The sequence below is a fragment of the Mucilaginibacter sp. genome (assembly GCF_028288225.1).
In the GTDB taxonomy this organism is placed as follows: Bacteria; Bacteroidota; Bacteroidia; order Sphingobacteriales; family Sphingobacteriaceae; genus Mucilaginibacter.
On record NZ_JAQBOC010000007.1, the window covers coordinates 135052 to 151019 of the forward strand.

Below are 15968 nucleotides of genomic sequence, written 5' to 3' on the forward strand. Positions count from 1 at the left end.
ATTCATGAAAAGAAATATCAAATTCATTCCATTTTTAGTTTTGTTTGCAGCAGCTATAATGGCTTTCAGGTTTCAACCGGTTACTGCGGATAAACCAGGCAATCCATTTTCATCTGCCGGTTTTAAAATGGGCGTTGCATTATATTCATTTAACCACCATTCATTTAAAAAGTCGCTGGATATGGCAGACAGTTGTGGTGTAAAATATATCGAGGGGTTTTCTTTTCACAAATTGGGTGAGGGTTTTGGAGATATTACCATGGATGGCCTGGATAAAAAGAGCGTCGCTTTAATGAAGACAATGCTTCATGAAAAACGCCTGGTAATGGCGTCTATGTATGCAGGCGGATCTGATAACAGGGAAGGCTGGAAAAAATATTTTGAGCTTGCCCATGAACTCAATCTGCAATACCTGGTGTGCGAGCCAGGTAGAAGACAATGGGACATGATTGATAGCCTGGCGGGAGTTTATCATATAAAAATAGCCATCCATGATCATATAAAACCAAGCCCCTACTGGCATCCGGATTCTGTGCTGGCCATTGCTAAAGGACATCCGAATATTGGTGCCTGCGCAGATATAGGACATTGGACAAACAGCGGACTTGATCCGGTTAAGTGTCTTAAGATTTTAGAAGGCCACATTATAGGCATGCACCTAAAAGACGTTGATCAGGCACATAACGACGTAATTCCCGGCAAAGGAATTATTGATTTTGCTGGTATAGTAAAGGAATTAAAACGTCAGCGTTTCAATGGTATAATAGAAGTGGAGTGTGAACACAATATGGATAATAATTTGAAGGATGTGAAAGCTGCGGTTGATTACGCCAACCAGCTAGCCGCTAAATAAATATTTTTAAAGTTTTTTTGACAGGTCGTCCGATAACTATCATAAATCTTCTAAAAAGCCTTCATCGGGTACAATTCAAATTCATCCTGCTGGCCGCCCAGCAGGATGAATTTGAATTGCACCCCCTTGATTTATTGGAACAGATTTCCATAAATTAACCCGTTTTACCGGTTTTATTTTTGGATTAATCCTTTTTGCCGCATGGGTTTCCGGAAAGCAACAAAAAAACCGTATGCCCAACATGCGTTGAACATACGGTAAATCAAATTGTACGCAGAGCAGGATTCGAATCGCCCTTTAAATTTTGTTCCCTTACATGGACTCGAACCACGATTGTCTGAACCAGAATCAGAAGTGCTACCATTACACCATAAGGGAATTTAAATAACTGACGGGCAGGTATGGCCCAACGGTGCAAATATATAAATAATGCTATTTATTTGATTACTGCCGGGATCCGATTTTTAAATAAGCGGTCTTTAACAGTTTCAATGCGTAATCAGCATCACCAAAATTCCTGATATAAAAGCTGATCCAGCCGGAATTTCTAAAGGTATGATGATCCGATACTCTGCCTTCTGAAAGGTATTGCTCTTTTATTTTAAGGCTAAGTAGCATGTCCAGCAGTCCATTACTATGGATATGCCCCATTTCTTTCCCTTTATAATTAAACTGGGTGCCGCCATACTTGTGAAGAATTTTAGTTGTTCCGGGCCATGTTAAAACTTCGGCTTCGATATCGTCCAGGCACCGCGGAACCAACGAAGAGCTTACCAATGCCCATAACCTAAGCTGTGCGTCAAACAGGTGAGGCAACAATGGTACAACTTTTAAAAAGCCCAAATATTTTATGATAAACGGAAACACGTCAGTTATTTTCGCTGAGTTCTTTTATGTGTTCCATTACCCTTAAGTGTACATTACGGGTTATGCTTTCGGCCCAGATATCATAATACCAGGTTGGGAAAACATAGAGTTTGTACCAGCTGTTGCCAACAAGGGTTGTGGTACCATTGCCATTATCTTTTAATAAAAACTGTCCGCGGATAATATCAATATGATTCATAATTTCGGGATCACGGGGCTGGTGGGTAACATCAAATGTAAGGTTTACGCCCGGCTCATAGGTAGCTATCCTTTCATCAAACACATAACCATTGCTAAAGATGCATTTACGGCCCGCACCTTTATAATAGCCCGTTACCGTTGATTCAATGGGGCTTGGCATCCCGATGCGAAACAGCCAGTAGGTATCAGATTGTTTTATTCTTTTAAATGCAACCACATTTTTCCATACTTTATCCGGCGTAGCATTTACAATAATAGTATCTGATACCATATTTTCATAATGATGTGTTGAAAGCGAATCGGTAATAAAGACAAATAATAGTAGGACTATGATACTTGCGTTTAATTTTTGATTGTTCTTTTCAAACATTGTTCGACCCATAAAAGCGCCGAGAATAAGAAACCCGAAAATAAGCGGCGATACAATAAGGAGGCAAATAACCCCTTCGCTTAAAAACAGAAAGCTGAAAAGGATCGCCAGGAAGGTATTGTAAATAGAGTAGAGGGATAGCTTTCTTCCTGGAAGCTCCAGATCTTTCCAGAACCAGGCGCTTATTATTCCCATTAAAATTGGAACAATTATAAACTCCGAAAAAATCAAAATACCCGAACTTGTTAATGCGGTATATTTAGTGGTACCGATTGTTGCTATCGCGAAAATATTGGGAACCAGGAAACCTTTTAGTTTAGGAGTAAGAATTTTGTTCATTGCTTTAGTTTAAGGTATATTATAATTATCAAAATTGAATTTTCAGTAATTATTGAAATAAATTAGCACAAAAAAATCTACTTAAAGATCTTTAAAATTGAACCCCAAAACCAGCTTTCGTCGGCTTTAAGCATGGTTTCCAATGTTTTGTCAACATTTTTTGCCAGCTTGTTTATATCCGTTACCGATTTATTGAAGGTTTTATATGCAGGGTCCTTAACATCCCCCTTTATTTTTGACAGCTCATCCAGGATCTTAATTACCGGGTCGAGCTCCCTTTTTCGGCGCTCTTTGGCAACCTGTCGGGCAATGGTCCAGGTATCTTTTTCGGCAAAAAAGTATTCCTTGCGTTCGCCGGGTCTATGCTGTTTCTCAACTAATCCCCATCCTATAAGGTCGCGCAGGGTCATGTTGGCATTACCGCGCGAAATACTGAGCGATTCCATGATCTCTTCGGTAGTTAAGGCATCGGGAGTGATCAGCAACAGGGCATGTACCTGGGCCATAGTACGGTTTATACCCCATTCAGAACCTAGCTTTCCCCACGCCTCAATAAACTTTTGCTTTGCTTCAGGTAATTCCATATACAAATATACTAATGTTACGGAACTTTCAAAATATTGTGAAAGTTTATTTTTCCTCTTTTTGTAACGTTTCCCGGTTTCAGCCGTCAATAAGAACAAAATCGTTACTAACGCAGGCTTTGCCTGTTAATGATTTTTTTTACATTTGATTACCAATTATAAACAACCAATTATTCCTTCCTATTAAGTTTAATCAGCATGAAAAAACAAAACGTTTCCAGGCGGCAGTTTATTGGCACCGGGATCCTTGCCGCAGCAGGTATGGCCCTTGCCTCGAAAGCCTCGTTTGCAAGTTCAATTTTTGAAGATGGCAAACCCAATTCAATGATCAATGGTGTGCAGATAGGGGTTATTACCTACTCATTCAGAAGCATGCCCGGCAGTGCCGAACAATTATTACAATACTGCAAAGATTGCAACATTAACGCGATTGAAATGATGGGTGATGCCGCCGAAGCATATGCCGGTGCACCAAAGTGGGACCACAGTGCAGATTCTGCAGCTAAAATTGCCGACTGGCGCATGAATGCCCCAATGGATAAATTTATTGAGCTGCGCAAAATGTATAATGATGCGGGCGTGAAGATATATGCCTGGAAGCCAAATGCATTGGGTGCAAAAAATACGGATGCCGAAATTAACTATGCCTTTAACGCCGGCAAAGCACTTGGCTGTAACCATGTTACCGTTGAGCTGCCAGAGGATGATGAGCTAACTCAACGCCTGGGCGATAAAGCCGCCGAGCACAAAATGTATGTCGGCTATCATGCCCACACCCAAGCAACGCCTACCTTATGGGATACTGCATTAAGGCAGTCGGATTACAACGCTATTAACCTGGATATTGGGCATTACGTGGCTGGCACCAGCAGCAGCCCTGTTGATTTTATCCTTAAAAATAGCGACAGGATTGTAAGCATGCATATTAAAGACCGCAAGTTTCATGATGGCGCTAATATGCCATGGGGACAGGGCGATACCCCGATTAAAGAAGTACTGGCATTAATGAAAAAGAAAAAATACAAATTTCCGGCAACAATAGAGCTTGAGTATAAAATACCTGAAGGCTCCGATGCTGTTAAGGAAGTTATAAAATGCCGTGCATATGCGCAAAATGCATTGAGCATCGCTTAAAAATTGACTTCATGCCGGCAGGTTTAGATTTGACAGCTTTTTAAAGGTTGTCAAATCTCACCCGTATAGTTGCTTTTTATGCCAAACGCATTTATTATATTTGAGTTACTTTTATAAGCCATGAAAGAAATTGCGATATTAATACATGAAGATGCCGTGTTTTCCACGGTTTCGGGGGCAATGGATATGCTGATACATACCAACCGTCTTTTTCATGAATCGGGCAAACCGCTTCCTTTTAAAATAATGCTGGTTGGTGAAAAGGCAGAAAACCAATTTTTGCGGAACCCCGAGCCTTACGTTGGTTATAGCTCAATTACTGATCTGAAAAACCCCGGACTTATTATCGTCCCCGCATTTTATGGCGACCGCGGCGTTATCCCGCAAAAGCATCAAACGCTTATTAACTGGGTGACCGACATGAATAAAAAGGGGACTGAAGTGGCCAGTTTATGTTCGGGCAGTTATTTTTTGGCCGAAGCCGGTTTGCTGAACGGACGGTCATGTACCTCGCATTGGTTTGATAAGGAAGACATTATGAGCAGGTACCCCGATGTGAATTTTTTATCAGATATGGTAATAACTGATGACAGGGGCATTTATACCAGCGGCGGGGCATTCTCATCCTTAAACCTGGTACTGTATCTTATCGACAAATTTTGCGGTAGGGAAGTTGGGATCTGGGCAAGTAAAATGTTCAGCCTTGATATGGACCGCACCAGCCAATCGCATTTCGCGGTGTTTAAAGGGCAGCACCAGCATAATGATGATGACATATTGAAGGCCCAGCACTACATTGAACAAAACCACCACCAACAGCTAAACATTGATGAAATTGCTGATCATACCAATATGAGCAAGCGCAATTTTATAAGGCGCTTTAAAAAAGCCACGCAAAACACCCCTTTTGAATACTTGCAAAGGGTTAAAATTGAGTCGGCAAAAAAGGCGCTGGAAAAGGGTGCACAAAATATTAATTTATTGATGTATGACGCCGGCTACAACGATATAAAAACCTTTCGCGAAGTGTTTAAGAAGATTACCGGCCTTACCCCGCAGGACTACCGGAAAAAATATAGCAGGGATATACCAGCGCTGGACGGAGTAGACATTTACCATTCCGTAAATTAAAAAAGAAGAGCTCCTGATGGGCAGGAACTCATTCTAACCAATTATAAACCTAAATTATGATGAGAGAGATACAGGGGACGGGATCGAACCATCAAGTGCTGCCGACCAGCTCCCCGTGTTGTATTGGATAGATCCTATCATCTGCTCCGGGACAAATATAGAAAAATAAATTAATTACTACAAGTTCTATAGATTTAATATAATATTATTCCATTTGCTTTTTATAGTTACTGAGCGTGATTCAATTATACTAATTAACATTATTACTGAATTCGGTATCACTTGTATTTTCAAAAATTTCATGTAGTTTTTGTTGCAGCAATTTTTTATTTGGCAGAAAGGTTTGGTATTCTGCAACCATTGCGGATGAAAGATTTCTGCTTAATGCATATTCTACTACTTCATTGTCTTTATTTTTGCAGAGTAATATACCAATAGATGGATTTTCGCGTTTCTTTTTTACATCACGGTCTAAAGCTTCAAGGTAAAAGTTTAACTGTCCTAAATGTTCAGGTTTAAATTTCGTTGTTTTCAACTCAAAAGCGATTAAGCACTGTAAGCTACGATGGTAGAATAACAGATCAATCATAAAATCACTATTGCCAACCTGTATCCTATATTCTTCACTCATAAATAAAAAATCCTTACCTAACTCCAATATAAAGCTCTTCATTTGGGCAACCAATGCCTTTTGTAATTGACTTTCGTTATGTAATTCGGGTAAATTTAAAAATTCAAAAACATAGCTATCCTTAAAGGTATTTGAAATATCAGGCTCAAATTCTCTCATCACTGCCGGGAGTTTTTCATTGCCGATCATTATTCTTTCGAATACTCCACTATCAATTTGCCTCTCCAACTCTCTTGAACTATATTTTTCTTTGGCACATATCCGCAGATAGAATTCCTTTTCTTCAATCGATTTAGCCCGGCTTAAAATAGTAAGATTATTAGTCCAACTGATTTCTCTCAGCAGTGCCGAGAGTTCTTGATGATTTTTATATGTATCGTAGAACTGCTTCATCCGCCACAAGTTTTTGTCTGAAAATCCTTTGATTTCAGGTTCAGTTTGTTCAATGAAAAACGCAAGCTTTTTAACAATCGATTTGCCCCATTTTTCTGTTTCTATTCTTTTACTTATATACTCTCCAACTTGCCAGTACAAATCTATAAGCGCTACATTTATCACTTTAAAAGCCGCAAGCCTGGATTGTTTAATAAGACTAATAACCTCTGAAAATCGTTTTTCTAAAGCCATATACAATAGTACGTAAAAATTAAATCAACCTGATAAAGCCTTGAAATCATATAATTAGAGAAACCCACTACGTACTGAGGCATGAACTTTTTGCGCCTATCCAGAGATTAACGATTGCCCATTTTTATGATGCGGCTTTTTCCATACAATTAAACGCCATACCAATTCGGCGCTTGAGAGGGCGGTAATGGCAAAAACTGCTGCCCAAACTGCATGCTCCTGCGATGAAAAGGCCCCTGCCAGGGCAACAAAATAAATGGTTACCGGCAGCATGATCATTAAACAAAGACCGGGTACGCCCAACGGTATTTTAAAAGGCCTGTTAGCATCGGGATCTGCGATCCGGAGTTTGATCAGGGTGATATATTCAAGCGAAAGACCCGCACCATAAACTGTAACATCAATAATCAGCAGGTCGGCAAAGGGCCATAATATCATCAGGCTAACAATCAGCGAACAAACAATGATAGATATATACGGTGTTTGAAACCGGGAATGCAGCCGGTTTAAACCTTTGGGTAAAAGGTCATCATCGGCCATAACTTTTGGCACACGGGATACCGAAAGCAGCACAGCCGCATAGATCCCCAGGCTGCTGGCCATGCCACCGAATGCAATTAAACCGCCAAGCCATTTGCCGCTTATAATTTCGGCAACGGCCGGGAAGCCCTTGTCCTCCAATATGCTATTATTTATTCCTGTTTGCTGTGCAACAAGGATCACTAAAAAATAAAGTACAATTACCAGCGCAAATGCCGAAAATACAGATACCAGGTATGATCTTACCGGCTTTTCAACTTCCCCGGCGTAAGTGGTTACATTATCCCAGCCAAGGCAGTTCCACATTACGGTGTATAAAGCCATCCCCAGCGACGAAAATGGAATCCCTTTTAATGAGGGTGAAGGAATGCTGATGCTGCCTGCGTGATGAACAAAAAAAAGTGTAAACAATATAATAAACGGAGCAAGCACAATAGCACCCAAAAACAGCGCGGTTTTGCCTACAGGCACAATCCCCAATATATTTAACCCGGCCGACGCCCACACAACGCATAAACATATCGGGATGCGGTACCCAGCCAATACCGGGAAAAAATAAGATGCATAAAGCACAAATAAGCCGGGGTAAATTGCAAGGTCAACAAAGGTATAAAGCCAGGTCCACCAACCCTCAAAAAAACCCCAGCGGTTCCCTAAAGCATGCTTTACCCATTTGTAATAGCCGCCGGTGACAGGCATCATGCTATTAAGCTCAAGTACGGTAAAAATTGCGGGCACATCCCACATTAAAGGGGTTACTAATAATAACAGCAGGGCGCCATGCTCGCCGGCATACGTTATTAAAGGCTCCAGTCCGTAGGGACCGCCGGATACTGTAAAGAAAATTACAGCGGTAAGCTGTACTATCCTGATCTTTCTTAGGGGTAAAGTTGCTGGCATGGGCTATAAAAATATTATTATGCTTTTAAATGTTCAATTAGTTTAAACTTTTTATTTAAAAATGATTAAGTCTCAAATGGTTAATGTGCCCTGGCAAGCTGCTTTCTCAATGTCATATTAAAAAAGAATTAACTAAATATTACCCTTTTTGCCAGCCGGAAAAAGCCAAAACCTAATGCTTAGTTTTAATCTTTATAAGGCCATCGTAATGAGGAAAAAGATCTTATTTATCACTGGTTCCATCAATCAAACAACACAGATGCACCAGATCTCGAAGCATCTGGAAGATTATGATTGCTGGTTTAGTCAGCTATTTCCTAATTCGGCTTTTTTAAAAGCTATCGTAAAATATACGCCGCTGGCCGATGGAACTGTATTGAAAGGACAGTTCAGGGCAAAGTCTGAAAATTACCTGCAGCTGCATGGTTTGCAGATTGATTATGGAGGCAATAAAAACAAGTACGACCTGGTGGTTTATTGTACCGATATGGTTATAGCTGATAAATTTAAGCAAACAAAAACCATTTGGGTGCAGGAGGGAATGATTGATAAACGCACCTTTTTAACCGGCATGGTAAAAGCCCTTGGCTTACCCCCATATTTTACCGGCGATACCTCGTTAAATGGGTCTACCAATATTTGCGATATTTATTGTGCTGCCTCCAAAGGCTACAAAAAATACTTTGCAAAAAACGGCACCGGCGCCGGGAAATTAATTGTTACCGGCATCCCCAATTATGATAACCACCTGCAGTTTTTAGAAAACGATTTCCCTTTTCGGGATTATGTAATGGTGGCAACTTCTGATATGCGCGAAACTTATAAATTCGAAAACAGGATTGCTTTTATAAAACATGCGGTAAAAATAGCTGCCGGCAGGAAAATGCTTTTTAAGCTGCATCCCAATGAGAAGCTTGACCGTGCCGAAGCAGAGATCCGTAAATATGCGCCTGCCGGAACAATGGTATACCATAGCGGGAACACTAACCACATGATAGCAAACTGCAGCGAGCTGATAACGCAATATTCAACTGTTGTGTACACAGGCATTGCCCTTGGCAAAAAGGTGCATTCTTATTTTAATGTAGATGAATTAATACGTTTGGCGCCTATCCAAAACGGTGGGATCTCTGCAAAAAATATTGCGCAGGTATGCAGCAGCTATGTAGAATTTGAGGGTAAAAAAGAAAATTTCCTGGCAGAATTTAGATTACAGCCTGAATATGTTAAGGATCTTGAAGTACAATGCGCCTGATAACCAATTATAAAGGAATTGACAATGGCAGATAAAACTGTAATAGTAATACAAGCCAGGATTTCATCAAGCCGCCTGCCCGGAAAGGTGATGCTACCCATTTTAGGTAAAAGCCTTTTATACCGGATGGTTGAGCGTTTGAAAATGATCCGTCATAAAGTGCAGTTAATAGTTGCTGCATCCGGCGAAGCAGCGGACGATGTGATAGAAAGTGAATCCTTAAAAATGGGCGTGGCCTGTTACCGCGGGAGTTTGAATAATTTACTTGATCGCCATTATCGGGCAGCTACACTTTTTAATGCTGATCACGTAGTTAAGATCCCATCAGATTGTCCGCTCATTGATCCGAATATTATTGATGATGTGCTTGAGCTTTATTTTACCAATCCCGGTAAATATGATTACGTGAGCAATTTGCACCCGGCAACATTTCCGGATGGGAACGATGTGGAAATAATGACTATTGAGTGTCTTGAAAAAACATGGAAGGAAGCCCAAAGGCCTTTGGAGCTTGAACACACAACACCTTATATATGGGAAAATCCCGAAAAGTTCAGCATGGGCAATTTGCTTTGGAACACGGGTAAAGATCTCTCCATGTCGCACCGTTTTACTATTGATTATGAAGCCGATTACCAATTTATAAAACGGGTTTATGAAGAATTATATCCCGTAAATCCGCGTTTTTCCTGCCGGGATATTTTAAACCTGCTTGCCGAAAAGCCGGAGCTCTATAACATTAATGCACAATATGCCGGTGTAAACTGGTACCGTAATCACCTGGGTGAACTAACGACAATTTCACCGGGACAAACCAAACTAACCATTAGCTAACAAGAGTTTAAAAATATATTAATGCAAAGTGTAGCCATACCAATTAACCAGCTTGAGGTCACTGCTTTAAAAGTGAGGGAGCATATTATAAAAATGTCAACAGATGGCGGATGTTTTGTGGGCGCTTCATTATCAGCGGCAGACCTGATTGTTTACCTGTATTCCGAATTCCTAAACATCAATAAAAATAACCTTGATGATCCCAACCGCGATTACCTGTTCCTGTCGAAAGGCCATGATGTGCCGGCCTTGTACGGAACATTTGCGGAGCTTGGCTTATTGGATCCAGATCGTTTAAAAAATCATTTATCAGTAACAGATAATATTTACTGGCACCCTAATACCAAAATTCCCGGCATCGAATTTCATTCCGGTTCATTGGGTCATTTGCCTTCTGTAGCAATTGGTGTGGCAATGGATCTGAAAATAAAAGGCAGCACAAACAAAGTGGTTTGTATTATGGGCGATGGTGAGCTAAATGAAGGCACCTGCTGGGAAGCTGTGCTGGTAGCGAATGCTTATAAGCTTGACAATTTGATCTTCGTGGTTGACCGTAACCAGTTCCAGGCCAATATGGCCACCGAAGACCTGATCCCGCTTGAGCCGTTACATGATAAGTTTACCGCATTTGGTGCCGCGGTTAAAAGAATAAACGGGCATGATTTCGATGCGCTGCATGAGGCATTTTCGGCTTATCCGTTTCAACCAGGCAAGCTTAATGTAGTAATTGCCGACACCATTCGCGGTAAAGGGTTGCCAAGTATTGAACGCCGTGCCGACAGGTGGTTTTGCAATTTTAATGCAATGGAAGTGGATAGCCTGCTTAAGGAACTGCACGGCGAACACTTAACACAATTAACATCAGAAACTTTAGTGGTAAGGTAATATGACTTACGAGGAATTATTAACAGAGATAGCTTTATCAGACGACCGCTTTATTGTGATGACGGCAGAGAATCGTGCATTGGTAAGGAATATTCCCGCCAAATTGGGGGGCCGTTTTATTGATACCGGGATAACTGAGCAAACCATGATAAGCGCGGCAGCGGGCCTCGCCCTGCGTGGCCGGATCCCTGTGGTACATGCGCTGGCCTCGTTTTTATCAATGCGGGCATTTGAATTTATCCGTACCGATACAGGCATTCCCAATCTCCCGGTTAAGCTAAGCAGCTTTATTCCCGGCTTTTTATCAGATGGTAACGGCCCTACCCACCAGGCGCTCGAAGATATTTCCCTGATGCGCGGCATCCCAAATATGACCGTTTTTGCCCCGGCAGATGAGGACGACCTGGTAAAAATGCTACCGCAGATCTGGGACCACCCTAGTCCCTCGTACGTACGGATCAATACCCGAAAAACAGATTATGTCCATACTTCTTTTGAGTGGGGAAATGCAGAAATAATTTCAACCGGCGACGATGTGACCATTTTAACCTATGGACTACTGTTTGAGCAGGCGCTTATAGCGGTTGAAATGCTTAAAAATGAAGGGCTGTCCGTTGGCCTTGTTAACCTGCGCAGCCTTAAACCGGTAGATGAACGTGTAATACTGGAGGTTACCCGAAACAGCAGCTTAACCGTAACACTGGAAGATCATTTCCTTACCGGCGGTTTATACAGCATAGTTGCTGAAGTATTGCTTAAACACGGACTTACAGCCAATATCCTACCATTTGCCTTAAATGAAAGATGGTTTAAGCCGTCATTACTTCCTAATGTTTTGGAATATGAGGGTTTTACAGGTAAACAGGTAGCCGAAAAAATATTAGGATACAAAACCTTTTACAAGCAGCCGGAGATTGCTGTCCCTCAATTTGCTGAATAATTGAATAATAAAGAAATAAGAATATCATGCCAAATTCGATAAAATTTAACCCCGATTACCCGGAAATAACCAAATCAAACGGTTTGTATGAACGCGCATTAAAAGTTCAGAAACCGGTTACCCAAACACTGGCAAAAGGTCCCGGCCAATTTACCAATGGCGTTGCCCCTAAATATATCCAAAGAGGACAAGGCTCGCACGTTTGGGATGCTGACGGTAACGAATACATTGATTTTAACTCGGCTATTGGCCCGATATCTTTAGGCTATGCTTATCCTGCTGTTGATGAAGCTATAAAAAAACAATTAAGCGATGGGATCACATTCTCGCTAATGCACCCGCTTGAGGTTGAGCTATCTGAACTGATCCAACAGGTTATTCCCAATGCCGAAGCCGTAAAGATCTCCAAAACCGGGGCCGATGTTTGCTCGGCGGCTATCCGGGTGGCGCGTGCTTTTACGCGCCGCGACAAAGTGTTTTGCTGCGGATATCATGGTTGGCATGATTGGTATATTGGGATCACCAGCCGCAATGCCGGCGTCCCCGAGCCTATCCAGAACATGACCTATACTTTTCAGTATAACGATATTGATGCCATAAAAGCAGCCCTCGATGAAACCGTTGCTGCCCTGATACTGGAACCATTTATTTTTGAGGCGCCAAAACCTGGTTTTCTGAAAGAATTGGCTGAAGTATGCAAAGCCAACGGTACCCTGCTGATCTTTGATGAAATGTGGACAGGCTTCCGCATAGCAATAGGCGGAGCACAGGAATATTTTGATGTTAAGGCCGACCTGGCTGTTTACTCAAAAGCCTGTGCAAACGGGATGCCTATAGCCCTGCTAACCGGCAGGGCCGATGTGATGGAGCTTTTTAATTTGGAAGTGTTTAGTTATACAACTTTTGGCGGCGAGGCATTATCGCTGGCGGCTTGCATCGCTACTATAAATGAGCTGCGCGATAAAAATGTACCTCAATACCTGGATGAAAAAGGCGCGTTGATGAAGGACGGCTACAACAAAATAGCTATTGAAACAGGGATGGATCTTTACACCCGGTGTATCGGTTACAACTGCCGCTCAATGATAACGTTTACCCCGGAAGCCGGCCACGGACTTGAAGTTAAAACCCTGATGCAGCAGGAAATGATAAAACGGGGTGTGCTGTGGGCCGGCTTTCACAACATGTGTTACAACCATAGCGATGAAGATATAGCTTATACCCTTTCGGCTTACCGCGATGTAATGCCAATTATGAAGGCAGCAATACTTAGCGGAAACATCAAACAATATTTAAAAGGGGATGTAATTGACGCCGTTTTTCGCAAAATAGACAATTACAATATAAAACCTAAAACAGTATAGTCAAAACTTATAATAACGATCAAAGACACTAATGACCAATGACTAATGACCAATTGTTTTCACTCGAAAATAAAACTGCGATTGTTACCGGGGCATTGGGCCTGCTGGGCAAAAAACATTGCGAAGCACTGGCCAACGCAGGTGCTAACGTGGTAGTAGCAGACCTGGATGAAGGCGGTGCTGAAAATTTTGCTGAAAGTCTTGGTGAGCAGCATGGCGGCTTAAGGGTTGATGTTACCAGCGAAAGATCATTAAAGATAGCCCGCGACCAGATCTTAACGCGTTACGGATCGATTGACATATTGGTAAACAATGCTGCCATAAATGATATGTTCGAAAACCCCGGGATGGCAAAAGAGCTTTCTGCCTTTGAAAACTATCCGTTGGATGCGTTTAAAAAATCACTGGATGTAAATATTACGGGCGTTTTCCTGGCATCGCAGGTTTTTGGAAGCGTAATGGCTGAACGGGGGAGTGGCAGCATCATCAACATTGCCTCAACCTACGGAATAGTAGGGCCGGACCAATCCATTTACCGTAATGAATGCGGTGAACAAACTTTTTATAAATCGCCGGTCTACCCGGTTACCAAGGGCGCTGTTGTAAACTTTACAAGGTTTTTAGCCGCCTATTGGGGTAATAAGGGCGTAAGAGTTAATACGCTTTCGCCGGGCGGGGTAGAGAATGCCCAAAACGAATTTTTCATTCAAAATTATTCTGCTAAAACTTTATTAGGACGCATGGCCAGTCCCGCCGACTACCAGGGTGCATTGGTTTTTTTGGCCAGTGAGGCATCAGCCTATATGACGGGCGCAAACCTTGTGGTTGATGGCGGATGGACAGCAATTTAAAATATTAAACTTAAAACATTGATGAATATGTTAAACGAAAAACTTTCACGCATCAAACTGCTCCTTACAGATTGTGACGGTGTATTAACCGATGGCGGTGTTTATTATGGCGAAGCCGGGGAAGAATTTAAAAAGTTCGATATTCGCGACGGTATGGGCGTTGAACGCCTGCGTAACTTTGCCGGGGTAACAACCGGTATTATTACCGGAGAGCTCTCGCCATCATTAATTAAACGTGCCGAAAAATTAAAAATCACAGAGCTTCACCTTGGTGTTAAAGATAAGCCTGTCGTATTTAAAGAGATCTTAAACCGGCTTAATCTGCAGCCTGAAGAAGTGGCTTATATAGGTGATGACACCAATGATCTGGAAGTGATGAAACTTGCAGGCTTAACCGCTTGCCCGGCTGATGCTATCTCATTTATAAAAGACATTGCCGGCATAGTGTGTGAAGCTAAAGGCGGACAAGGCTGTTTCAGAGAATTTGCCGAACTGATCATCGCATCGCATCAAAAAGTAAAAACTGCATCGGCAGCAAATCACATTATTGCTTTAAATACGGGTAAAAAAATTGGTTTAGGCGAGCCCTGTTATATAATTGCTGAGATTGGTATAAACCATAATGGGTCATTGGAGATTGCCAAGCAATTAATTGACGAAGCCGTTGCTGCTAAGGCCAGCGCTGTTAAATTTCAAAAAAGAACGCCTGAAATTTGTGTGCCCAAAGATCAATGGGATATTATGCGCGATACGCCTTGGGGAAGAATTTCTTACATCGATTACAAACGCAAAACTGAATTTGGCATAGCAGAATATGCAACCATTGATCAATATTGTAAAAAGCAGGGGATAGACTGGTTTGTATCTACCTGGGATGTTGAAGCGGTAGATTTTATGGAACGGTTTGATACGCCTTTGTATAAGCTGGCGTCGGCTTCATTAACGGATTTTCCGTTGATAAACAGGATCCTGTTAACCGGCAAACCATTAATGCTGTCGACAGGAATGTCGACCAATAAAGAAATTGAGGATGCTGTTAACCTGGTAAATGCATTTGATGAAAATTATCCTTTGCTAATTGCACATTCAACATCAGCATATCCCTGCAGGCCCGAAGAGTTAAATCTTAAAATGATCCATACACTTGGTGAAAAATATCCGGGATTACCAATTGGATACTCAGGCCATGAAACCGGACTGGCTACTACGGTTGCGGCAGTATCATTAGGTGCAACATTTGTTGAGCGCCATTTTACGCTTGACCGTGCCATGTGGGGATCAGATCATGCAGCGTCTGTTGAGCCGCAAGGTTTTCAACGCATGGTACGCGATATCCATGATGTAGAAACGGCAATGGGCGATGGCGTTAAAAAGGTTTATGAATCTGAATTGGGCCCGCTGAAGCGGTTAAGGGTAAATATCGGGGATGAGTATAAGGATAAATCGTTGGCGTGAATTGTATTATAGCGATGGTGTTTAAACAAGATGCGTTCGGACCATTTGCTACGCAGGGCGTTGCCCTGCGCTGACATATAAGACCCTTTCCTTTGTATTACCAAAGATAGTTTTTATTAAATATTGTTATTGTTGGAAATGGGGGGTCTGGGGGGTGTTAAAAACTAAAAACTTTGTGGAAAACGTTAACATAAAAGGCAGGGTGAA

15 protein-coding genes are annotated in these 15968 nt (G+C 41.8%); 10 read left to right on the forward strand and 5 right to left on the reverse strand.

The window, feature by feature from the left end:
* Positions 1-4 precede the first annotated feature (4 nt).
* On the forward strand, positions 5-853 hold the full coding sequence (locus tag JWQ54_RS02380) for a sugar phosphate isomerase/epimerase (protein ID WP_299579623.1): 849 nt from the start codon (positions 5-7) through the stop codon (positions 851-853).
* A 444-nt stretch (positions 854-1297) separates the two neighbouring features.
* Here JWQ54_RS02380 and JWQ54_RS02385 read toward each other — a convergent pair whose 3' ends face one another.
* From JWQ54_RS02385 to JWQ54_RS02395, 3 genes are all read right to left on the reverse strand, one after another.
* Positions 1298-1720 carry a luciferase family protein gene (locus JWQ54_RS02385; RefSeq protein WP_299579625.1) on the reverse strand — a complete coding sequence of 141 codons (423 nt, stop codon included), beginning with the start codon at positions 1718-1720 and terminating at the stop codon, positions 1298-1300.
* Between the two features lies 1 nt (position 1721).
* Positions 1722-2630, reverse strand: coding sequence for a hypothetical protein (locus tag JWQ54_RS02390; protein WP_299579627.1), 909 nt, complete (start codon positions 2628-2630; stop codon positions 1722-1724).
* Positions 2631-2707: 77 nt separating this feature from the next.
* Entirely contained in the window at positions 2708-3214 is a 507-nt protein-coding gene (locus tag JWQ54_RS02395; protein WP_299579629.1) for a MarR family transcriptional regulator, read from the reverse strand.
* A 198-nt stretch (positions 3215-3412) separates the two neighbouring features.
* On the opposite strand from JWQ54_RS02395, the gene JWQ54_RS02400 reads away from it, so the two are divergent.
* Together JWQ54_RS02400 and JWQ54_RS02405 are read left to right on the forward strand one after the other, a co-directional pair.
* Positions 3413-4348, forward strand: coding sequence for a sugar phosphate isomerase/epimerase (locus JWQ54_RS02400; RefSeq protein ID WP_299579631.1), 936 nt, complete (start codon positions 3413-3415; stop codon positions 4346-4348).
* A 120-nt stretch (positions 4349-4468) separates the two neighbouring features.
* Positions 4469-5479, forward strand: a complete 1011-nt coding sequence (locus JWQ54_RS02405) for a GlxA family transcriptional regulator (RefSeq protein WP_299579633.1) — start codon at positions 4469-4471, stop codon at positions 5477-5479.
* A gap of 250 nt (positions 5480-5729) precedes the next feature.
* Here the strand turns inward: JWQ54_RS02405 and JWQ54_RS02410 are convergent, their stop codons facing one another.
* Together JWQ54_RS02410 and JWQ54_RS02415 are read right to left on the reverse strand one after the other, a co-directional pair.
* The gene (locus JWQ54_RS02410; protein ID WP_299579635.1) at positions 5730-6737 is read right to left on the reverse strand and encodes a PDDEXK nuclease domain-containing protein; all 1008 of its coding nucleotides are present in this window, start codon (positions 6735-6737) and stop codon (positions 5730-5732) included.
* 96 nt (positions 6738-6833) lie between these two features.
* Entirely contained in the window at positions 6834-8177 is a 1344-nt protein-coding gene (locus tag JWQ54_RS02415; RefSeq protein ID WP_299579638.1) for an APC family permease, read from the reverse strand.
* A gap of 175 nt (positions 8178-8352) precedes the next feature.
* Here JWQ54_RS02415 and JWQ54_RS02420 point away from each other — a divergent pair, with 175 nt between their 5' ends.
* The 7 genes from JWQ54_RS02420 to JWQ54_RS02450 are packed head-to-tail and all read left to right on the forward strand — an operon-like array spanning position 8353 to position 15761.
* Positions 8353-9432 carry a hypothetical protein gene (locus JWQ54_RS02420; RefSeq protein ID WP_299579640.1) on the forward strand — a complete coding sequence of 360 codons (1080 nt, stop codon included), beginning with the start codon at positions 8353-8355 and terminating at the stop codon, positions 9430-9432.
* A 24-nt stretch (positions 9433-9456) separates the two neighbouring features.
* Positions 9457-10266 carry a glycosyltransferase family protein gene (locus JWQ54_RS02425; RefSeq protein WP_299579643.1) on the forward strand — a complete coding sequence of 270 codons (810 nt, stop codon included), beginning with the start codon at positions 9457-9459 and terminating at the stop codon, positions 10264-10266.
* A gap of 21 nt (positions 10267-10287) precedes the next feature.
* A complete protein-coding gene (locus tag JWQ54_RS02430; protein ID WP_299579646.1) occupies positions 10288-11151 on the forward strand; it encodes a 1-deoxy-D-xylulose-5-phosphate synthase N-terminal domain-containing protein in 864 nt (287 codons plus the stop codon).
* Position 11152: 1 nt separating this feature from the next.
* A complete protein-coding gene (locus tag JWQ54_RS02435; RefSeq protein WP_299579649.1) occupies positions 11153-12091 on the forward strand; it encodes a transketolase C-terminal domain-containing protein in 939 nt (312 codons plus the stop codon).
* Between the two features lie 26 nt (positions 12092-12117).
* Positions 12118-13455, forward strand: coding sequence for an aminotransferase class III-fold pyridoxal phosphate-dependent enzyme (locus JWQ54_RS02440; protein ID WP_299579652.1), 1338 nt, complete (start codon positions 12118-12120; stop codon positions 13453-13455).
* Positions 13456-13493: 38 nt separating this feature from the next.
* Positions 13494-14306 (forward strand): SDR family oxidoreductase, encoded by an 813-nt coding sequence (locus tag JWQ54_RS02445; protein WP_299579654.1) that lies wholly within the window; start codon positions 13494-13496, stop codon positions 14304-14306.
* Positions 14307-14333: 27 nt separating this feature from the next.
* Positions 14334-15761 carry an N-acetylneuraminate synthase family protein gene (locus JWQ54_RS02450; protein WP_299579656.1) on the forward strand — a complete coding sequence of 476 codons (1428 nt, stop codon included), beginning with the start codon at positions 14334-14336 and terminating at the stop codon, positions 15759-15761.
* Positions 15762-15968 lie beyond the last annotated feature (207 nt).